The sequence below is a fragment of the Ruegeria sp. ABD4_443 genome (assembly GCF_056160865.1).
The window spans coordinates 49787-69746 of the sequence record NZ_JBSWYA010000004.1 but is presented as its reverse complement, the minus strand read 5'-3'; the positions used below and the strand labels follow the sequence as shown (position 1 = coordinate 69746).

Annotated in this window: 19 protein-coding genes; 15 read left to right on the top strand and 4 right to left on the bottom strand. The window is 60.8% G+C overall.

Going from position 1 to position 19960, the window contains the following annotated elements; all coding sequences use genetic code 11:
• Nucleotides 1–118 precede the first annotated feature (118 nt).
• The 3 genes from ACXAG8_RS09315 to ACXAG8_RS09305 form a co-directional block, all read right to left on the bottom strand.
• Nucleotides 119–484, bottom strand: a complete 366-nt coding sequence (locus tag ACXAG8_RS09315; RefSeq protein ID WP_475223590.1) for an SPW repeat domain-containing protein — start codon at nt 482–484, stop codon at nt 119–121.
• Nucleotides 485–595: 111 nt separating this feature from the next.
• A complete protein-coding gene (locus ACXAG8_RS09310; RefSeq protein WP_475223589.1) occupies nt 596–1546 on the bottom strand; it encodes an AraC family transcriptional regulator in 951 nt (316 codons plus the stop codon).
• A gap of 116 nt (nt 1547–1662) precedes the next feature.
• Nucleotides 1663–2529: a branched-chain amino acid aminotransferase gene (locus tag ACXAG8_RS09305; protein ID WP_475223588.1), complete on the bottom strand. Its 867-nt coding sequence runs from the start codon at nt 2527–2529 to the stop codon at nt 1663–1665.
• A gap of 157 nt (nt 2530–2686) precedes the next feature.
• Between ACXAG8_RS09305 and ACXAG8_RS09300 the strand changes: the two genes are divergently transcribed.
• From ACXAG8_RS09300 to ACXAG8_RS09265, 8 genes are all read left to right on the top strand, one after another.
• Complete coding sequence (locus tag ACXAG8_RS09300) at nt 2687–3199, top strand: MarR family winged helix-turn-helix transcriptional regulator (protein WP_475223587.1); 513 nt, start codon at nt 2687–2689, stop codon at nt 3197–3199.
• Nucleotides 3196–3897, top strand: coding sequence for a response regulator (locus ACXAG8_RS09295; protein WP_475223586.1), 702 nt, complete (start codon nt 3196–3198; stop codon nt 3895–3897). Before ACXAG8_RS09300 ends, ACXAG8_RS09295 begins: the two co-directional genes overlap by 4 nt.
• 69 nt (nt 3898–3966) lie before the next feature.
• A complete protein-coding gene (locus ACXAG8_RS09290; protein WP_475223585.1) occupies nt 3967–4893 on the top strand; it encodes a histone deacetylase family protein in 927 nt (308 codons plus the stop codon).
• Entirely contained in the window at nt 4890–5132 is a 243-nt protein-coding gene (locus ACXAG8_RS09285; RefSeq protein WP_475223584.1) for an exodeoxyribonuclease VII small subunit, read from the top strand. Before ACXAG8_RS09290 ends, ACXAG8_RS09285 begins: the two co-directional genes overlap by 4 nt.
• Nucleotides 5133–5999, top strand: a complete 867-nt coding sequence (locus tag ACXAG8_RS09280; RefSeq protein ID WP_475223583.1) for a polyprenyl synthetase family protein — start codon at nt 5133–5135, stop codon at nt 5997–5999.
• Nucleotides 6000–6021: 22 nt separating this feature from the next.
• On the top strand, nt 6022–7953 hold the full coding sequence (dxs, locus tag ACXAG8_RS09275) for a 1-deoxy-D-xylulose-5-phosphate synthase (RefSeq protein WP_475223580.1): 1932 nt from the start codon (nt 6022–6024) through the stop codon (nt 7951–7953).
• A gap of 299 nt (nt 7954–8252) precedes the next feature.
• Entirely contained in the window at nt 8253–11597 is a 3345-nt protein-coding gene (locus ACXAG8_RS09270) for an ATP-binding protein (RefSeq protein ID WP_475223579.1), read from the top strand.
• On the top strand, nt 11587–12687 hold the full coding sequence (locus ACXAG8_RS09265) for a hypothetical protein (RefSeq protein ID WP_475223578.1): 1101 nt from the start codon (nt 11587–11589) through the stop codon (nt 12685–12687). The genes ACXAG8_RS09270 and ACXAG8_RS09265 overlap by 11 nt, the downstream gene beginning before the upstream one ends.
• Before the next feature lie 30 nt (nt 12688–12717).
• Here ACXAG8_RS09265 and ACXAG8_RS09260 read toward each other — a convergent pair whose 3' ends face one another.
• On the bottom strand, nt 12718–12930 hold the full coding sequence (locus ACXAG8_RS09260; RefSeq protein WP_475223577.1) for a hypothetical protein: 213 nt from the start codon (nt 12928–12930) through the stop codon (nt 12718–12720).
• Between the two features lie 143 nt (nt 12931–13073).
• On the opposite strand from ACXAG8_RS09260, the gene ACXAG8_RS09255 reads away from it, so the two are divergent.
• The 7 genes from ACXAG8_RS09255 (at nt 13074) to ACXAG8_RS09225 (ending at nt 19951) form a co-directional block, all read left to right on the top strand.
• Nucleotides 13074–13451 carry a YkgJ family cysteine cluster protein gene (locus ACXAG8_RS09255; protein ID WP_475223576.1) on the top strand — a complete coding sequence of 126 codons (378 nt, stop codon included), beginning with the start codon at nt 13074–13076 and terminating at the stop codon, nt 13449–13451.
• A 203-nt stretch (nt 13452–13654) separates the two neighbouring features.
• Complete coding sequence (locus ACXAG8_RS09250; RefSeq protein ID WP_475224138.1) at nt 13655–14707, top strand: dipeptidase; 1053 nt, start codon at nt 13655–13657, stop codon at nt 14705–14707.
• A 54-nt stretch (nt 14708–14761) separates the two neighbouring features.
• Nucleotides 14762–16357 (top strand): ABC transporter substrate-binding protein, encoded by a 1596-nt coding sequence (locus tag ACXAG8_RS09245; protein ID WP_475223575.1) that lies wholly within the window; start codon nt 14762–14764, stop codon nt 16355–16357.
• Complete coding sequence (locus tag ACXAG8_RS09240) at nt 16358–17416, top strand: ABC transporter permease (RefSeq protein WP_475223574.1); 1059 nt, start codon at nt 16358–16360, stop codon at nt 17414–17416.
• Entirely contained in the window at nt 17413–18348 is a 936-nt protein-coding gene (locus ACXAG8_RS09235) for an ABC transporter permease (RefSeq protein ID WP_475223573.1), read from the top strand. The genes ACXAG8_RS09240 and ACXAG8_RS09235 overlap by 4 nt, the downstream gene beginning before the upstream one ends.
• Complete coding sequence (locus ACXAG8_RS09230) at nt 18342–19199, top strand: ABC transporter ATP-binding protein (RefSeq protein ID WP_475224136.1); 858 nt, start codon at nt 18342–18344, stop codon at nt 19197–19199. The genes ACXAG8_RS09235 and ACXAG8_RS09230 overlap by 7 nt, the downstream gene beginning before the upstream one ends.
• Nucleotides 19196–19951 (top strand): ABC transporter ATP-binding protein, encoded by a 756-nt coding sequence (locus ACXAG8_RS09225; protein ID WP_475223572.1) that lies wholly within the window; start codon nt 19196–19198, stop codon nt 19949–19951. The genes ACXAG8_RS09230 and ACXAG8_RS09225 overlap by 4 nt, the downstream gene beginning before the upstream one ends.
• Nucleotides 19952–19960: the final 9 nt, after the last annotated feature.

Genomic DNA, 19960 nt, shown 5'->3' with positions numbered 1-19960 from the left:
TTAATCAAGTGAAAACTCATCGGTGTGCAAAATTGGGGTCTGCCATGCGGAATTCAGGCTCTAACAAGGGCAAACTGCGATGATCTTTGCAGTTTGCCCTTGCAGCTATCCACCCCGATCAGGCCGTGGCAGCCTGTTCCGGTGCGCTCAGCGAGATCACGGCGACAACCGCGGCCCCGTTCAGCCAATAGAACAGCGCATCAATCCCGGTGAACCCGAAAAGGCTGGGCGCGAACAGGAAGGTGATGCCAACCAACAGGTCCACGGCCAGGTGAAACCTGTAGGGCAGAACGCGCCAGATGCCGAGGTGATGATCGGTCAGCACCGTCAGCACAAAGGCCGCGACACCGGTGATTACCGACAACCACAACGCCATGGCTCCGGACTGCCCAAGGCCCAGAACGAAGGGCAGCACCACAAGCGCGATTGCGACGGGGTAATCGAGATAGGCATGAACGGTTCGGGTTACGAAACGCAGGGACATTTGATTTTCCTTTCCTTGGTCAGCGATATCCCAAGGATAAGAGGTGCCACCCGAACGCAGCAGCCCAGTTCGTCTTGAAAACCTTGCAGATCGTCCCAAGGTTTGGGCGATTCAGTGCATCGCCCGATAGGCAGCGGGGGAAATGCCAAGCTGTTTCTTGAAAACCCGCGAAAAGGCCGCCTCGGAGGCATAGCCGACCTCGGCCGCGGCATCGGCCACGTTCCAGCGGCTTTCGGTCAGGCCATGGCAGGCGATCTGCATCCGCCAGTCGGTCAGGTATTGCATCGGGGTTGTCCCCATCTTCTCGGCGAAAAGCTGGGCAAAGGCCGTGCGTGACATGGCGGCTTCGCGCGCCAGTCGCGCAACGCTCCAATCCTGGGCCGGTGACTGGTGAAAGGCCGTCAAAGCGCGCGAGATGCGCTGATCGGCAAAACCGGCAAGCGATGCATCGTCGGGGCTTTGATGTTCCAGATAGGCGCGGATTGCCTGGGCAAACAGAACCTCGGACAGCTTCAGCGCGATAAGGTCGCCACCGATCCGCGCGCCTGCGACCTCGGAACCGATCATGCGCAGGGTGGCCTCGATCCAGGTTCCGGCCTCTTCGCCATAGTTCTGGATCAGGATATAAGGTGGCAAGCGGTCGATCAGCATGTGGCCGGTGCTGCTGCGCCCGGCCGGACCGGTAAACGAGAAATGGCCGCAGATCAGTTGCGTGTCGCGGTCATCCTCTGCGCCGCCATAGACCAGGACACCGTCACCCTTGTACCCTGCGCGTTCAAGCACCTGCTCAAGCGGCAGCGCGTCGGTTGGCCTGACCTCGTTGCACAGCAATGCGTGCGGCGCACCGTGCGGGATCAAGATCAGGTCACCTTGTTTCAGGCGCAGGGTTTCGCCGGTCGATGGGACATGCACTTTCACCTCGCCCCGCTGGACGAAATGAAACCGGGCCACGTTTTCGAACCCGGGCACCTGAACCCCGAACGGAGGCGTGAAAGATGTGCGAAAATAGAACGTGCCCCGCAGGGACAGACGCGTAAGGATATCGCTGAGAAGGTCCAACATCCCTCAAGGATACGCCATGCGTGCCCCGCGTCCATGGTCGGGGACGATCTGCACAGAAAGTTGCACGATCTGCAACAAAAACCCCCGCTAGGGCGGGGGTTTCAGGGAATGGCAGATCAGGCGCGGACCAGCTTTTCGTAATCTTCGGCGATCTCGCGGGTCAGCGCGCCCACCTCGAACGTATAGTCGCCGATCTGGCCCACCGGCGTAACCTCGGCGGCGGTGCCGGTCAGCCAGCACTGCTGGAAACCAGCCATTTCTTCGGGTTGGATATGCCGTTCATGCACCGCGATGCCCTTGTCCTTAAGCATCTGGACGACCGTCTGGCGCGTGATCCCGTTCAGGAAACAGTCAGGCAGGGGCGTATGAACCTCGCCGTCCTTGACGAAAAACACGTTGGCGCCGGTGGCTTCGGCGACATAGCCGCGATAATCCATGAACAGGGCGTCCGAACATCCCTTGGCCTCGGCTTTGTGCTTTGAGATGGTGCAGATCATGTACAGCCCCGCCGCCTTGGCGTGTACCGGAATGGTTTCCGGGCTGGGGCGTTTCCATTCTGCAATGTCCAGCTTGGCACCCTGCATCTTGGCATCCCCGTAATAGGCGCCCCAGGGCCAGACCGCGACGGCCATACGAACGGGGTTCTTGGCAGATGCCACGCCCATATCCTCGCCCGACCCGCGCCAGACCAGAACGCGGACATAGGCATCCTGCAGTCCGCTGGCCTTCAGCGCCTCGTCCTTGGCGGCTTCGATCTGGTCGATCGAATAGGGCATCGGCATGTCCAGCGCCTCGGCCGATTTGACCAGCCGTTCGGAATGCTCGCGGCTTTTGAATATCTTGCCATTATAGGCGCGCTCGCCCTCGAATACCGAACTGGCATAGTGCATGGCGTGGGTCAGAATATGAACATTGGCCTCGCGCCAGGGCACCAGCTTGCCATCCAACCAGATGACACCATCACGATCATCATACCCCGCCATGCGAACCTCCTGAACCGGGTTAGTTTTTCAAATATTGCGCCAATTAGGTCCGATGTGGATACTTTATTGCGCAAAAACTGCGATTCGATACTCCTCCGCACTTGGAATGTCAATAACGCTGACATAAAGTCGACCAAAGTAACGCATGAGGCCTGAAATGTCGGAAATCCGTCCTGCGCCGGTCTTTGATGGCGAAAGCCTGTTGTTCCTGACCGACGAACAACTGCGCAAGGGCATCGAGGCCATGTTTTTTGCCTATCGCGGGTTTACCGCCGATCCCGACCGCATTCTGTCCCAGATGGCATATGGGCGGGCGCATCACCGGGCCATTCACTTTATCAATCGGGCGCCGGGGACGACGGTGAACAACCTGCTGGCCATCCTGGGCGTGACCAAACAATCGCTGAACCGGGTGCTGCGCACCCTGATCGCCGACGGGCTGGTCGAAAGCCGGGTCGGGACGGTGGACAAGCGCGAGCGCCATCTGTTCCTGACCGAAAAGGGCAATCTGCTGGAGGCGCGGCTGTCGGATGCGCAGCGCGAGCGCATGCGCGCGGCATACAAGGATGCAGGCCCCGAGGCCGTGGCCGGGTTTCGCAAAGTTCTTGAAGCAATGATGGATGCTGATATGCGTCGGGCCTATACGAAGCTGCGGGACACGACCTCATGAACGAAATGGACGCCCACCTGCTGATCGTCGATGATGACGAGCGCATTCGTGATCTTCTCAAGAAATTCCTGATGCGCAGCGGTTTTTTGGTCACCGCGGCCCGCGATGCGGCCCACGCCCGCAGGGTCCTGTCGGGGCTGGATTTCGATCTGATCGTACTGGATGTCATGATGCCGGGCGAAGATGGCGTCAGCCTGACGCGCGCGCTGCGCGAAACCCACGCCACGCCGATACTTCTTTTGACGGCGCGGGGCGAAACCGAGCACCGCATCGCCGGGCTTGAGGCGGGGGCCGATGATTACCTGGCCAAGCCGTTCGAGCCCAAGGAATTGTTGTTGCGGATCAACGCGATATTGCGGCGCATGCCCGATACGCCCTTGCAGGACGTGATCGCCAAGGTCCTGCACCTGGGGCCGATCCGATATGACATTGAGCGGGGCGAGATGTGGCAGGGCGAGAGCCCGGTTCGGCTGACCGCGACGGAAAGCCAGTTGATGAAGATTTTCTCGGCCCAACCCGGCGAGCCGATCACCCGCGCAAAGCTGGTCGAGGATCTGGGCCGCGACAAGGGTCAGGCCCAGGAACGGGCCGTCGACGTTCAGATCACGCGGTTGCGGCGGAAGATCGAACAGGATCCGAAACAGCCACGCTATCTGCAGACGGTGCGCGGCGCAGGCTATATGCTGGCGCCCGACTGACGGGGCCGCTGCGCGGCGTTTTTTTGCCTTCGGCGAGGATATTTCTGGCCAGATGAACAAGGGACCTTCATGAAGACCGCCTTACTGACCCATGCGGATTGTCTGGGGCACGTGACGCCGCAGGGACACCCGGAACAGGTGGCCCGGCTGGAGCATGTGCTGCACGCGCTTGAACCGCTGGACCTGAACCGGGTTACCGCGCCGATGGCCGCGGATGACGACCTGTTGCGCATCCATCCGGAAAGCCATGTCCGGGCCCTGCGCGCCAGCCTACCGGTTGAGGGTTTTGCGCAGATCGACGGGGACACGTTCATGTCGCCGGGATCACTGGACGCCGCCTATCGTGCGGCGGGGGCGGCGGTGCGCGCGGTGGACATGGTTCTGGGCGGCGCTGCGGCCAATGCGTTTTGTGCCATTCGCCCGCCCGGGCATCACGCGGAATCCGATACGGCCATGGGGTTTTGCCTGTTCGGCAACGCGGCCCTGGCGGCGAAACATGCGCTGGATCATCATGGCCTGGACCGGGTTGCCGTGGTGGATTTCGATGTCCATCACGGCAATGGCACGCAGGACCTGCTGTGGGATGAAGGCCGGGCATTGGTGATTACAAGCCAGCAGATGCCGCTGTGGCCCGGCAGCGGGCGCGCCGATGAAACCGGTGCGCATGATACAATTGTCAACATTCCACTGGCCCCCGGGACCGGCGGGGCCGAGATGCGGGCGGCGTATCAGGCGCGGGCCTTTGCCCGGTTGCGGGCGTTCAGGCCCGAGCTTTTGATCATTTCCGCCGGGTTCGATGCGCATCAGGACGACCCGTTGGCCAATTTGAACTGGTCGACCGAGGATTTCGCCTGGCTGACCGCAGAGCTTTGTGCCATTGCCGAGGACGTTTGCGGCGGGCGTATCGTCTCGACTCTGGAAGGCGGCTATGATCTGAACGCGTTGGCCGGGGCCACGCGGGCCCATGTGGAACAACTGATAAAGGCAGCACGATGACCGATACTCCTGTTGAAGAGATGAGTTTCGAACAGGCGATGAAGGAGCTGGAGGCCGTGGTCGGCCAACTGGAGCGCGGGGATGTCGCGCTGGACCAGTCCATTGACCTTTACGAACGTGGCGCAGCATTGAAAAAGCGCTGCGAGAGCGAGCTGAAACGCGCCGAGGAAAAAGTGGCCGCGATCACCTTGGATGCGGGCGGCCAGCCGACCGGGACGAAACCTGTCGAAAGCCAGTAGATGTTCCGGGAAATACTTGCGCAGGACGCTGCGCGGATACAGCAGCAGTTCGGCCTGGTTCTGGGAGAGCTGGACCATCTGGATGTGACCCGGGCGATGATCTATGCCACCCAGGGCGGCAAGCGCCTGCGCGGGTTCCTGGTGCTGGAGAGCGCGCGGCTGCATGGTATCGGGACCGATCGCGCGATCTGGCCTGCGACCGGGATCGAGGCGTTGCATGCCTATTCCCTGGTCCATGACGATCTGCCCTGTATGGATGACGACGACCTGCGACGGGGTCGCCCGACCGTTCATGTGAAATGGGATCAGGCAACGGCCGTTCTTGCCGGGGATGCGCTGCAGACACTGGCGTTCGAATTATGCACCCGGCCCGAGCTTGGCGGCGGCGACGTGCGCGCCGATCTGGCGCTGTCGCTGGCCCGGGCCAGCGGGGCGCAGGGGATGGTTCTTGGGCAGGCTTTGGATATTGCCGCCGAAACCGCAGATGCGCCGCTTGGGCTGGCGGATATCACCCAGCTGCAGGAGGGCAAGACCGGCGCGCTGATCGAATGGTCGGCTTGCGCCGGGGCACGGCTTGCCCAGGCCGACGCCGCGCCATTGCGCCAATATGCCCGCGCGCTGGGGCTTGCTTTTCAGATCGCGGACGACATTCTTGATGTCGAGGGAGATGCCGAAAAAGCCGGTAAGCGCCTGCAAAAAGATGCCGCCGCAGGGAAGGCCACCTTTGTATCGCTTCTGGGTCTTGAGGCGGCGAAACGCCGGGCTGCCGATCTTGTGGATCAGGCCTGTGCTGCACTGGATGGGTACGGGACAGGGGCCGAAACCTTGAAGGACGCCGCACGCTTCGTTATTGCCCGGGACAGCTAAGCCGCAAGGAACGCGCCACACCATGACGTCTGATCGACCGCACACACCGCTTCTGGACCTGGTAAGCCGCCCCGCGGACCTGCAGCAGTTTTCGGATGCGCAGCTGCATCAACTGGCCGCTGAATTGCGGGCCGAGACCATTTCCGCGGTGTCTGTCACCGGCGGTCACCTGGGCGCGGGTCTGGGCGTTGTTGAACTGACGGTGGCCTTGCATTCGGTCTTTGACACGCCGCGCGACAAGGTGATCTGGGACGTCGGTCACCAATGTTATCCGCACAAGATCCTGACCGGGCGCCGCGACCGGATTCGCACTCTGCGTCAAAAGGACGGGCTGAGCGGGTTTACCAAACGCAGCGAAAGCCCCTATGACCCGTTCGGGGCCGCGCATAGCTCGACCTCGATCAGTGCGGCGTTGGGGTTCGCTGTTGCCCGCGATCTGGGGGGCGTCACGCCCGAGGGGCTGGGTGATGCGATTGCCGTCATCGGTGACGGGTCGATGTCGGCCGGCATGGCCTTTGAGGCGATGAACAATGCCGGGCACCTGAAAAAGCGCCTGGTCGTTATCCTGAACGACAATGACATGAGCATCGCTCCGCCGGTTGGGGCGCTGTCCAGCTACCTGTCGCGCATCTATACCGAAGAACCGTTTCACGACCTGAAGGCAGCCGCCAAGGGGGCGGTGTCGCTGCTGCCGGAACCCTTCCGCGAAGGCGCCAAGCGCGCCAAGGAAATGCTCAAGGGCATGGCCATGGGCGGAACGCTGTTCGAAGAGCTTGGGTTTTCCTATATCGGGCCGCTGGACGGGCACGACCTGGATCAGCTGCTGCCGGTGCTGCGCACCGTCAAGGCGCGCGCCGCCGGGCCGATCCTGATCCACGTCCTGACCAAAAAGGGCAAGGGCTATGCCCCCGCCGAGCAGGCCCGCGACAAGGGCCATGCAACCGCGAAATTCGATGTCGTGACCGGCAAACAGCAAAAGGCGCCGTCGAACGCGCCGTCCTATACGTCGGTATTTGGGAAAACGCTGGTCGATGCGGCGTCACGGGACGACAAGATCGTGGCCGTGACCGCGGCCATGCCGGACGGAACCGGGCTTGGGCTTTTTGCTGAACGCTATCCGTCGCGGTGTTTTGACGTGGCCATTGCCGAACAGCATGGCGTCACCTTTTCCGCCGCGCTGGCGGCCGGGGGGATGAAACCGTTCTGTGCGATGTATTCGACCTTTTTACAGCGCGGTTACGATCAGGTCGTGCATGATGTCGCGATCCAGCGGCTGCCGGTGCGTTTTGCAATCGACCGGGCCGGGTTGGTCGGGGCCGACGGCGCGACACATGCGGGGTCGTTTGACATCGCCTATCTGGCGAACCTGCCCGGAATGGTGGTCATGGCCGCCGCCGACGAGGCCGAGCTGATGCATATGGTCGCGACCGCCGCCGCCCATGACAGCGGGCCCATCGCCTTTCGCTATCCGCGCGGCGAAGGCGTGGGTGTGGACCTGCCGGAACAGGGCGAGGTTCTGGAAATCGGCAAGGGCCGCATGATCCAGGACGGAACCCGGGTTGCGCTTTTGTCCTTTGGCACAAGGCTGGCCGAGGTCCGCAAGGCGGCCGAGGCGCTGGCGGCGCGGGGCATAACACCGACCATAGCCGATGCCCGTTTTGCCAAACCTCTGGACCGGGACCTGATCCTGGCGCTGGCCGAAGACCACGAGGCGCTGATTACCATAGAAGAAGGCGCCATTGGCGGGTTCGGCAGCCATGTCGCACAGCTTTTGGCCGATGAGGGCGTATTCGACACGGGGCTGAAATACCGGTCGATGGTGTTGCCGGACACGTTTATCGACCAGGCCAGCCCGGCGGACATGTATGCCGAGGCCGGGATGAACGCTGACCAGATCGAGGCAAAGGTCCTGTCGGTTCTGGGTGTGGCGTCGATCCGGGAAAAACGCGCCTAGCGGCACCCGGGGGGGCATCGCGCCCATTTTGGCCGCCGTTCTGACACCGCGCCGTGACCGGGGTGGGCTGGCCAAACGCGCTAAGGCTTAGGCGGAAAACAAGAATTGACATCCTTGCGGGATTGGTGTGACTCGTTCGCCATCAATGCGCAAAGCCGCAGACGATCCGTCATCCGGGATGATTTTCAGCGTTTCACGCGCGAATCTGGTATAACGGACTGAACGCCAGCCATGCCTGCGACCATATCGGTGGCAAAAGCTCAAGGAACTGACACACGAACCCGGATCGTCCCCCCCACATGTCACAGGATCAACCTCAACTCGACACATGGCTCGAAGATGCCAAGCTGGGCCGTCATGCGGACGCTTTTCGCGACGCTGCGGTTGATCTGGATGTCATCGGCGATCTGACCGAAAGCGATCTTGTCGAACTGGGTCTGCCCTTGGGCGATCGGCGACGGTTCTGGCAGCACCTCAAGGCCACCCCCCCGCAAACCGGTGCGGGGTCCGGGGACGCGGACCAGGCCCCCGCCCCGGTGACCAAGGCCGAGCATCGGCAGATTACCGTTCTGTTTTGCGACCTTATCGGATGGACCGCCCTGTCGACCCGGTTCGATTCCGAAGACCTGAGCGAGGCCATTTCCGAATGCCGTGAAATCTGGTCGCAGGCGATCGAGCGGTATGACGGGTTTGTCGCCAGCACCCATGGCGACGGCGTCATGGCCTATTATGGCCACCAGCACGCCTATGAGGACGGCGCCGAACGCGCGATCCTGTCCGGGCTTGATATCACCGAAGCGATGGAAGGCCTCACGAGGACGGCAACCAGCGAAATCGCCAAACACCTGTCTGTTCGGGTCGGGATTGCGACCGGCAAGGTGCTGGTCAACACCACGACGTCGGGCCAGTTGGAAGAGGTCGATGTGCTGGGCTACACGCCCAACCTTGCCTCGCGGTTGCAGAATGTCGCCAAGCCGAATTCGGTGGTTGTCAGTTCCACGACTGCCGACCTTGCCCGCCACCGTTTCCATTTTGCCGTTCAGGACGGTGTCATGGTCAAAGGGGTCGAACAGCCCCTGCGCATCTGCGAGGTGATCGGACAGGTCAAGGGCGGCGAACGGACGCCGTGGCAGGATGACGAACATGACCGCGGCGTTGTCGGGCGCACCCCCGAGATCGGCCTGCTGGAAGATCGCTGGGACGCGGCGCGCGAAGGTGACGGCCGCGTTATCCTGGTGTCCGGCGAGGCCGGGATCGGAAAATCCCGGCTGGCCGACACGATTTATGAGCGCGTCAAGGGCCCGGCTGTGGTGCGGTTCCGGCTGGGATGCTGGTCCTATTACGCCAACAGTTCGTTGCGGCCCTTTGTCGAATTCGTCCAGTCCTGCGCCGGGCTGAGCGATACGGACACATCCGAGGCCAAGCTGGAAAAACTTGGCCGGTTCCTGGACCGCCGCGGGATCACCGGCGCCAAGGACCAGGCGCTGATGTCCGGCCTGTTGCAGATCGGGACGGGCGATCAGTCCATGCCGGTGATGTCGTCGGAACGGCAGAAAAAAGAGATGCTGAACTGCATTGCCCGCCTGCTGCTGAGCACTGCCGACAAGCACCCTGCGATCATCCTGTTCGAAGACGCGCATTGGGCAGACCCGACATCCATCGAATTGCTGGAACTGCTGGCCGAAAAAGTGGCCGACCTGCGGGTCCTGGTGATCATCACCACCCGCGATGACGACGCGATGCCGATCAAGCGCCTGCCCAATGTTTCAAGCCTGCGCCTGAGCCGCCTGTCAAAATCGCAAAGCTTTCAGATCGTTCGCAACATGTCGCCCGGCCTGGAACTGCCGGTAAGTCTTGTCGACCAGATCCTGGAAAAGTCGGACGGTATTCCGCTGTTTCTGGAGGAACTGACCAAGACGGTCTGCAACAACTACTCGGAAAGCGGTGCCCAGAACCCGAACCGACCGGGCGCGCGAACCTATGTTCCGATCCCGGCGACCCTTTATGATTCGTTGCTGTCCCGGCTGGACAGGTACCCCGAGGCGCGCAACGTCGCCGGTTGCGCCGCCGCGATCGGCTCGGAATTCTCGGACACGCTGCTGTTTGGCGTTCTGGGCATGGACCCCGCCGAAACGCGGCGCATCATCCGTATCCTGTTAAAGGCCGGTCTGTTTGTCGAAAACCCGCGCAAGGGCGAAGCCAGCTTTATGTTCAAGCACGCGCTGGTGCATGACGCGATATACGAAAGCATGACCCGCGACACCCGGCGCGACCTGCATGGCGACATAGCCTGCAAGCTGGAATCGTCTTTTCCAACGGTGGTCAAGCAATCGCCCGAAATCCTGGCACAGCACTTCTTTCTGGCCAATGACCAGGACAAGGCGCTGCATTACTGGGAACAGGCCGGCAGGCTGGCGATGGAACATTCCGCAACGACCGAGGCCCTTTCGCATCTGGACCAGGCCCTGGCCCTGCTGGATGCCCTGCCCCGAGATCAAAAGACGGATCACAAGAAAATCGCGTTGCTGACGACCTATGGCGCGGCTCTGACCAGCGTCAAGGGATACACCGCGCCGGAAACCGTCGCCGCCTATGATGCGGCGTGGAAATTGTCGGAAACAATCGACAAGGACACCCATTTCCACGAGATCATCTATGGCATGTGGAATTCGGCACAGGTCGGGTCGGATTATGACCGCGCGCAGGCGCTTGCCAATATGTGCCTGACTTTCTCGCAGAAACAGGAAGATGACGTATCCCGGCTGGTGGCCCACAGCCTGTGCGGGGTTACCGCGACGCTGCGCGGGGAACATGAACATGCGCGCGAACACCTGCTGAAATCCGTCGAAATCTATGACCCGGTGCGGTTTCAGTCGCTGGCGCTGAGTACGGGCGAGGACCCCGGCGTCGAAAGCCTGTCCTACCTGGCGCTGAACCAATGGTATCTGGGGGATACGAAATCCGCCATCGAGACCGCCGACCGGTCGATGAAACTGGCGCAGGAAATCGCATACAAGCACTCGGTTCTGTATTCGCTTCTGATGCGCGGTGTCCTGTTGCATATGTCCCGTCATCCCGACGAATTGCTGGATGTCGCGGACGACATTGTCGGCCTGTCCAAAAAGCAGGATTACCCGTTCTTTGTCGAATGGGGCCGCAACCTGAAAGGATGGGCCCTGAGCGAGAACGGCGACCCTGAAAAGGGATTGACGCTGATGTCCAACAAGTGGCGACAGGGGTTCTCGGCGCTGCTGATCGCAAAGGTCAACCTGCATATCGGACGCCGCGATGCGGGCCTGTCCGAGGTCGACGATATCATTCGCGAACAGCCCTGGCTTGCCCCCGAAGCGCGCCGCATTCGCGGTGAATTGCTGTTGATCGGGCCTGACCCGCAACCCACGGCGGCCCGCCAGTGCTTTCTCCAGGCGCTTGAGCTGGCCAACACGCAATGCGCGGTGTCGCTCAGCCTCAAGGCGGTGAACAGCCTGGCCCGGTCCGAAATAGCGTCCGGGGTGACTGCCGACACTGTGCAATTGCTGGAACAGGTCGTTGCCTGCGTAAAGACCTATGAACCGTCCAAAGACCAAAGGCTGGCGCGGGAATTGCTGGCCATGTCAGTGCAGGAGCCGACAGATGCAGCCTAGCCTTCTTGAACGCGGCAAACAGGGCGCAGAGGTCTCGCCCCTGGCGATGTTTCAGCGGCTTGCACGCAGCGACCGCAGCCTGCACGCCCCCGACACCATCCAGAACCAGTTGGAGGACACGCGCCTGCGGCCCGTCAGCTTTCGGCCCGAAACCCTGTTTGACAGTATCGCGACGCAATCGCCCATATTGTTCAAAGATTTCCCCGCGCCGCTGCGCCGGGACGACCTGGCCGCGCCCGACGCGCTGATCGGCGCGTTGCGGGCCAGCCGCGGCCAGGACACCTATCCGGTGCGCTTCGGAAGCAGCGACGCCAAGCGCAACCTGACGATCCGGGAAATCATGCAGCGCTGGCAGGTTCCCGGAGCGGTTCTGGGTATCACCGACCTGCCCGTCCGCGACAAGGACCTGTCCGATCTGTTCGATGTGGATTTCCTGGCACCCTGGAACCTGATGCCGGGCGCGGCGCCTGAATTGCAGCGGCTTGAGGTGCTGACAGCCGTCTTCAGCACCGCCGGGAAACTGACGGATTCCCATTCCGACGACATGGCGGTCTGCAACCACTGTTTTCACGGCCGCAAACTCTGGCTGGCCTGGGAAACCTATGAGGGGCTGGAGGCCGGTCTGGAAGATGTTGAACGGGTGTCGGTCCACACAAAGGCCCGGTTCGATCTGCAGACCTTCCTGTCCCTGCCCAGCGCCCACTGGTTTCTGGTCGAACCCGGCGAAACGATCTTTTTGCCGGGCAAGTTCACGCACCGGGTCTATACGCTGGAAAACTATATCGGCGTCGGCAGTTTCTACGTTGCGCTTGCAAACCTGCTGCATACGGCGGGGCGGTGGACGGCGCGCGGGTCGCTGTGGGATGAGCCCGGATCGCCCAAAATGGCAGACCGCCTGCTGGCGGACGGTCTGGCCGCGCTGACACGCCTCAGAAACGCCCCGGCGCAGGATCAGGCCCGGTACGGATGGGCCGCACTGCCGGCGTCGGTTGCACATTTCGATCACTGGACGGCCCGCGCGGGCGTCGCGGTGACACAAGACCTTGCCCGCGCAGCAGACAGGATGCGCGGGCCGGACGCCACGGCCTGAAACCACAGGCCATGGCGATACGCCTGCCGGTTATTTCGGCTGCGGGCTTTTCTTGGTCGTTGGACCGTCGTCACCGCGGCTCTGACGGGCGTCGTTGAGAACCTTCAACGCCGAGGTAATATCCTCGATCTGCTGCACCGCGCTGTTTTGCGAACGAAGCAGAACTTCTTCAATCTTGTTCAGTTGCTTCGTCGACAGATCCTTAAGATCAGCTTCCAGCACGAACAGTGTTAGATCACTCATGGTACGCTCCCCAGAAATTATTTCATATTGCAGTCGGCCGACAATCTGGCCAAATTCTTAATACCGTTAATCAAATGGCCTGACGACACTTATCTGATTCAGGGGCATTTTCGGCGGGTTTGTCATTTCCGGGGGACGCGCGCGTGCCGTCAAAAACCTATTCCTGCGAAACCTGCCCCGGTTTTTGCTGTTCCTATGACGAGATTTTCCTGACCGATGCAGACCTGGCGCGGCTGGGCGAACACTTCTCGACCGATGCCGAAGGGGTGATAACGCGTTTCACGAAATACGGCATGTACAAAGGCAAAAGCAGGTATCCGCTGATGCTCAAGCACAAGGCCGACAAACATTTCGGAACGATCTGCACGTTCTTCGACACCGATCTGCGCCGATGCACGATCTATGCCGCACGCCCCGCAGCCTGTCGCGATTATCCGCACGGACCCAAATGCGGCTATTTCGAATTCCTTCAATTCGAACGGCGGCTGCAGGATGACGACACCTATGTCGCCGTGACCTGATATTCTGCCGCGCAAGGCGAACAAGGCGCAGCGGTCAGCGGTTCAGGGCCGGTGCGTAAAAATTCATCTTGCTTCAGTGAAAAGCGGTTATGCCATCAGGATTTATGGATCACGGGATACAGAACCCGATTGCCTAATTCTTATTCACTGATAGCCTGCGGCCCATGAACACCAAATCCTCGGGCACCACCACAGCGCCGGACATGACAAACCCCCTTGTTTTCGACGGCCACAACGATCTGCTTCTCAAGATCTACCGTGCGGGCGGCGTTTCGGCGCGTGGCATGTTCGAATCAGGCAGCGATGGTCATCTGGATCTTGCCAAGGCGAAAAGCGGCGGGTTCGGCGGTGGGTTCTTTGCCATTTTTGTCCCCTCTTCCACATCGGATGTCGGCGAAGATGAAAAGATGCAGAACCCGCCTTTTGACCTGCCTCTTCCCGACCCGATTGGCTGGCAGGAGGCCGCGCCCGTGGCGCTGTCTCAGGCGGCGATCCTTCTGAAGCTTGAGGAAGACGGCCTGCTGCGCATTGCACGCAAATCCGGAGATATCGAAGCGGCCATGAAAGACGGCAAGATCGCCGCGATCCTGCACATGGAGGGCGCCGAGGCGATCGACCCCGATCTTGACACTTTGCAGGTGCTTCATGCCGCCGGTCTGCGTTCGCTTGGTCCGGTCTGGAGCCGCCCGACCATTTTTGGTCATGGCGTGCCATTCCGGTTCCCCTCGGACGGGGACATAGGCCCCGGCCTGACCGATGATGGCGTGCGGCTGGTGCGCCGTTGCAATGAATTGGGGATCATGCTGGACCTGTCGCACCTGAACGAGGCCGGTTTCTGGGACGTCGCCCGCCACAGCACCAAGCCGCTTGTCGCCACGCATTCGAACGCGCACGCGGTGACACCATCGGCGCGAAACCTGACGGACAAACAGTTGGCGGCAATTGCCGAAACGGACGGCATGGTCGGGTTGAATTTTGCAACCGCCTTTCTGCGCGTAGATGGGCGCATGGACGAAAACACGCCGTTAGAGATGATGATCCGCCATCTGGACCATCTGCTGGAAAAACTGGGCGAAGATCGTGTGGGGCTGGGGTCTGATTTCGACGGGGCGAAGATTCCGAAAGACATCAAGGATGTCTCGGGCCTGACGAACCTGCGCGCGGCCATGCGCCGTCACGGGTATGACGAACCGCTTGTCGAGAAAATCTGCAATCGCAACTGGATCAGGGTGCTGCGGTCCAGCTGGAATGAATAACCCGGCAGCCCACCAACAGAACGACAAAGATATCGACCAACAGGAGATTTGAAAATGACCAATCTAGGTAAGCTTTTGACTTCGGCCGCGCTGGGCGTGGCAATGGGGCTGACCGCGCTGCCCGCCATGGCGGAAACACCGGACAACATGCTGGTGATCGCAAACCGGATTGACGACATCACGACCCTTGATCCGGCCGAAAGCTTTGAATTTGCAGGCGCCGACGTAATCCGCAACATGTATGGCAAGCTGGTGAATTTTGACCCGGCAAACCTCGAAGCGGGATACCAGCCCGACCTTGCGGAAAGCTGGGTCGTTTCCGAAGATGGCAAGACCATCACCTTTACCATGCGCGAGGGGGTCACATTTGCCTCGGGCAACCCGGTGCGCGCCGAAGATGCCGCGTTCTCGTTGCGGCGTGTGATCCTGCTGAACAAGACACCGGCCTTCATCCTGACCCAGTTTGGCTTTACCCCGGAAAACATCAACGACACCATCAAGGTTGACGGCAACACGGTCTCGGTCACGACCGACAAGCCCTATGCGATCTCGTTTGTCCTGAACTGCCTGACCGCAACCCTCGGCAGCATCGTCGATGAGAAACTGGTGATGGAGAACGAAAAAGACGGCGATCTTGGCAACGAGTGGCTCAAGACCAACTCGGCCGGATCCGGTGCCTATGTTCTGGGGGCTTGGCAGCCGAAAGAAAGCGTCATGCTGAATGCCAATGCCGATTTCTATCTGGGCGCCCCTGCGATGGAGCGGGTGGTGGTCCGCCATGTGCAGGAAAGCGCCACCCAGCGCCTGATGCTGGAACGCGGTGATATCGATGTGGCCCGCGACCTGACGCCGTCGGATGTCGATGGCCTGGAAGGCGTGGAAGGCGTTAAAATCATGCGCGAAATGCGCGGCCGCCTGATGTATGTTTCCTTCAACCAGAAACACCCGGAACTGTCCAAACCCGAAGTCCGTCAGGCTTTGAAATACCTGATCGACTATGACGGGATGGAGAACAGCTTTCTGAAGAACTGGTACGTGACGCATCAGAACTTCCTGCCGCGCACATATCTTGGTGCGGTCGATGAAAACCCGTTCTCGCTGAACGTTGACAAGGCCAAGGAACTTCTGGCCTCTGCGGGTGTTGAAAACCTCGAAGTCACCATCGGCGTGCGCGAGGCGCAAGAGCGTCTGGAAATCGCGCAATCGTTGCAAAACACCTTTGGTCAGGCCGGGGTCACGGTAAATCTTGAGGTGGGCACCGGCAAGCAGATCCTGGCCAAGTACCGGGCGCGCGAGCTTGACATCTATCTGGGTGCCTGGGGCCCTGATTACCCCGACCCGCAAACCAATGCGGGCACGTTTGCCTATAACCCCGACAACTCGGACGAAGCGAACGCAACCGGTCTGTTGGCCTGGCGCAACAGCTGGGACACTGGCGGGCTGACCGAGCAAACCGCCGCAGCCGTCGTCGAAGGTGACACCGCAAAACGTGAGAAGATGTATCACGATATTCAGGCAACTTTCCGCGAAACAGCGCCCTTTGCCATCATGTTCCAGCAAACCGAACAGGCCGGGATGAACGAAGCCGTCGAAGGTCTGAGCCTGGGCGGCGCCATCACGGCAGTTTCGTATTGGGCGGTAACCAAGTAAATGGCACTGGCTGAAAAACAAGTGAAAGGGCGGGTCAGCCCGCCCTTTCCGCGTTGGATGCGCACCACCGCGACCACACTTGCCTCGGTTGCATTCACGATGCTGGGGCTGTTGTTCATCACCTTCATCATCGGTCGCGTCATGCCGATTGACCCGGTTCTGGCCGTGGTCGGCGAGCGTGCATCACAGGAAACCTATGATGCGGCATATAAGGCGATGGGGCTGGATAAGCCCCTGCTGGTCCAGTTCGGCTATTACATCTGGGACGTCCTGCACGGCGATTTCGGAGATTCCCTGCTGACGGCACGGCCCGTAAGCGAAGACATCGCGCGCGTGTTTCCCGCAACATTCGAGCTGGCAACCATTGGCACATTGATCGGCATCTTTGCCGGGGTTCCCCTTGGGGTGATGGCCGCCGTGCACCGGGGGTCATGGATTGACCAGATTGCCCGCGTGGTCGCGCTTGTCGGCTATTCGATGCCGGTATTCTGGATGGGCCTGATGGGGCTTTTGGTGTTTTACGGCATCCTCGGCTGGGTCGCCGGGCCCGGACGCGTTTCGATCTTTTACGAAGGCATGGTGCCGACCGTTACCGGCATGATGCTTGTCGACGCGGCGCTTGACGGAAACTGGACCGTGTTCCGCGATGCCTTCAGCCATATCATCCTGCCCGCATCCATATTGGGCTATTACTCGCTTGCCTATATCAGCCGCATGACCCGCAGCTTCATGCTTGAACAGCTTTCGGCTGAATATATCACCACCGCACGGGTCAAGGGCATGTCCGAACGCGCCGTGATCTGGGGGCATGCGTTCCGCAATATCCGCGTGCAACTGATCACCGTTTTCGCGCTAAGCTATGCCAACCTGCTGGAAGGGTCCGTTCTGACCGAGATCATCTTTTCCTGGCCGGGGATCGGTTCCTATATCACGACGGCCCTGCTTTCGGCAGACATGAACGCCGTCCTGGGGGGCACCGTGGTTGTCGGCCTGGTATTCATCCTTCTGAACATCTTCTGCGACCTTCTCTACAAGGTCCTTGACCCGAGGGCGCGATGACCACTGAATCAACCAATTCGCGCGCCGAACAGTCGTTTCGGGAATGGCTGCTAAGCGAAACGCCGTCATCGCGGCGTCACGCAAGGCTGTCTGCGGCCTTCAAGGGCTGGCTGCGGCTGCGCAGGAACCACATGGCAATGTTCGGCCTGGGCATTCTGGTTGCGCTGGTCATTATCGCAGCCATTGCGCCCTGGCTGGCGCCCTATGATCCCTATGCACAGGTTCTGTCCGACCGCCTGCTGCCAATCGGCAGCGAGGGGCACCTTCTGGGCACGGACTCGCTGGGGCGCGATATCCTGAGCCGCCTGATCTATGGGTCGCGGATCACGCTTTACATCGTGACGCTTGTTGCGCTGATCGCCCCGGTTGCCGGATTGATGGTTGGAACCATCGCAGGCTATGTGGGCGGCTGGACCGATACGATCCTGATGCGGATCACCGACATTTTTCTGGCCTTCCCCAAGCTCGTTCTGGCGCTGGCCTTCGTCGCAGCCCTGGGCGCAGGTATCGAGAATGCCGTGCTGGCGATTTCACTGACCGCATGGCCGCCCTATGCGCGTCTTGCCCGGGCAGAGACACTGACAATCCGGTCATCGGACTTTATCAGTGCGATCCGGCTGCAGGGGGCAGGTCCGGTCCGGATCATAACAAGGCACATTTGGCCCCTGTGCATTTCATCCCTGATCGTGCGGGTGACGCTTGATATGGCAGGCATCATCCTGACCGCCGCAGGGCTTGGCTTTCTTGGCCTCGGGGCGCAACCCCCCTCACCGGAATGGGGGGCGATGATATCAGAGGGGCGCCGGTTCCTGCTGGATCACTGGTGGGTTGCCACGATTCCGGGGCTTGCCATTTTCACCGTCTCGCTTGCCTTCAACCTGCTGGGTGACGGCCTGCGCGATGTACTGGACCCCAAGGATGGCAAATCATGAACCTTCTTGATGTCGAAGACCTGTGGGTCAGGTTTCCAACCAGTAGCGGCGTATTTGACGCGGTCCGGGGCATTTCCTTCTCGCTTGGGCGCGAACGTCTGGGAATTGTTGGCGAATCCGGGTCTGGCAAGTCCATGACAGGCCGGGCGATCCTGCAACTCATCCGACCGCCGGGGCGGATCGAGGCCAAACGGATCGACCTGCAGGGGCAGCCGCTGTTGAACGCCTCTGACAAGGAAATGCGGGCGGTGCGCGGGTCACGGATTTCGATGGTCATGCAGGACCCGAAATTCTCGCTCAACCCGGTGATGACGGTGGGCGACCAGATCATCGAGGCTTACCGGCTGCACAACAAGGCAAGCCGGCGCGATGCCCGCGCGCGGGCAATTGAAATGCTCGAAGCGGTTTCGATCCGCAACCCCGAACGGGTGCTGCGCGCCTATCCGCACGAGGTTTCGGGCGGAATGGGGCAAAGGATCATGATTGCGATGATGATGATACCCAACCCCCAGATCCTGATTGCGGATGAACCCACATCCGCGCTGGACGTATCCGTTCAGGGGCAGGTTCTTGGTATCATGAACCAACTGGTCCAGGACCGCGGCATGGGTTTGATCTTTATCAGCCATGACCTGAACCTGGTGGCCGAGTTCTGCGACCGTGTCCTGATCATGTATGCCGGGCGGATCGTCGAGGTTTGCCAAGCCGACAAGCTGCACGAGGCCAAACACCCCTATACCCAGGGTCTGTTGAACTCTCTGCCCCGCCTTGACGAACCCAAGGCCCGGCTGGAAGCGCTGGTGCGCGATCCCGAATGGCGTCAACAACCCAGCGTGAGTGGCCTGCTATGAAATCTCTATCCGTCAGAAACCTGAATGTCTGGTTTGGCGAGGGCCCGGACCGTGTCGATGCTGTCAAAGCGGCCTCTTTCGACGTGGCCAGCGGCGGCAGTTTCGGCCTGGTGGGCGAGTCGGGGTCCGGCAAATCGACCATTTTGCGCGCCATTACCGGACTTGTTCCGACCTGGTCCGGCGACATCGAAATCGACGGCGCGCCTGTTCTTCCCAAGCGGGGCCGCGCGTTCTACAAGATGCTCCAGATGGTGTTTCAGGACCCCTATGCCTCGCTCCACCCGCGCCATTCCGTGGATCAGGTTCTGTCCGAGACGCTGCAGTTGCACGGGTTCAAGGACATCGACGCCAGAGTGAACCGCCTGCTTGATGATGTCGGGCTTGGGGCCGCCTTCCGGTTCCGGTATCCCCATCAACTGTCGGGCGGACAACGCCAGCGCGTGGCGATTGCCCGCGCCCTGGCCCCGGAACCGGAAATTCTGCTGCTGGACGAGCCGACATCGGCCCTGGACGTATCGGTTCAGGCCGAAATCCTGAACCTGCTGAGCGACCTGCGGGCGGAACACAAGCTGACCTTCGTCATGGTTTCCCATGATTTGTCGGTTGTTGGCCATATGTGCGACAACGTCGCCGTAATGCGCGACGGTGAGGTGGTCGAGGTCTTGGGCATCGAAAAGATGCGGCGCATGGAACCCGACAACGCCTATACAAAGCACCTGCTGGATGTTTCCCTGAACTACGCAAGTTCGTGAACGGGCCGG

Excerpts from the sequence above, each read along its gene's own strand:
- ACXAG8_RS09310 (WP_475223589.1), bottom strand. The coding sequence starts at position 1,546 with ATGTTGGACCTTCTCAGCGATATCCTTACGCGTCTGTCCCTGCGGGGC.
- ACXAG8_RS09315 (WP_475223590.1), bottom strand. The coding sequence starts at position 484 with ATGTCCCTGCGTTTCGTAACCCGAACCGTTCATGCCTATCTCGATTAC.
- ACXAG8_RS09280 (WP_475223583.1), top strand. The coding sequence starts at position 5,133 with ATGTTCCGGGAAATACTTGCGCAGGACGCTGCGCGGATACAGCAGCAG.
- ACXAG8_RS09290 (WP_475223585.1), top strand. The coding sequence starts at position 3,967 with ATGAAGACCGCCTTACTGACCCATGCGGATTGTCTGGGGCACGTGACG.
- ACXAG8_RS09285 (WP_475223584.1), top strand. The coding sequence starts at position 4,890 with ATGACCGATACTCCTGTTGAAGAGATGAGTTTCGAACAGGCGATGAAG.
- ACXAG8_RS09225 (WP_475223572.1), top strand. The coding sequence starts at position 19,196 with ATGAAATCTCTATCCGTCAGAAACCTGAATGTCTGGTTTGGCGAGGGC.
- ACXAG8_RS09260 (WP_475223577.1), bottom strand. The coding sequence starts at position 12,930 with ATGAGTGATCTAACACTGTTCGTGCTGGAAGCTGATCTTAAGGATCTG.
- ACXAG8_RS09300 (WP_475223587.1), top strand. The coding sequence starts at position 2,687 with ATGTCGGAAATCCGTCCTGCGCCGGTCTTTGATGGCGAAAGCCTGTTG.
- ACXAG8_RS09235 (WP_475223573.1), top strand. The coding sequence starts at position 17,413 with ATGACCACTGAATCAACCAATTCGCGCGCCGAACAGTCGTTTCGGGAA.
- ACXAG8_RS09270 (WP_475223579.1), top strand. The coding sequence starts at position 8,253 with ATGTCACAGGATCAACCTCAACTCGACACATGGCTCGAAGATGCCAAG.
- ACXAG8_RS09245 (WP_475223575.1), top strand. The coding sequence starts at position 14,762 with ATGACCAATCTAGGTAAGCTTTTGACTTCGGCCGCGCTGGGCGTGGCA.
- ACXAG8_RS09295 (WP_475223586.1), top strand. The coding sequence starts at position 3,196 with ATGAACGAAATGGACGCCCACCTGCTGATCGTCGATGATGACGAGCGC.
- ACXAG8_RS09305 (WP_475223588.1), bottom strand. The coding sequence starts at position 2,529 with ATGGCGGGGTATGATGATCGTGATGGTGTCATCTGGTTGGATGGCAAG.
- ACXAG8_RS09265 (WP_475223578.1), top strand. The coding sequence starts at position 11,587 with ATGCAGCCTAGCCTTCTTGAACGCGGCAAACAGGGCGCAGAGGTCTCG.
- dxs (WP_475223580.1), top strand. The coding sequence starts at position 6,022 with ATGACGTCTGATCGACCGCACACACCGCTTCTGGACCTGGTAAGCCGC.
- ACXAG8_RS09240 (WP_475223574.1), top strand. The coding sequence starts at position 16,358 with ATGGCACTGGCTGAAAAACAAGTGAAAGGGCGGGTCAGCCCGCCCTTT.
- ACXAG8_RS09250 (WP_475224138.1), top strand. The coding sequence starts at position 13,655 with ATGACAAACCCCCTTGTTTTCGACGGCCACAACGATCTGCTTCTCAAG.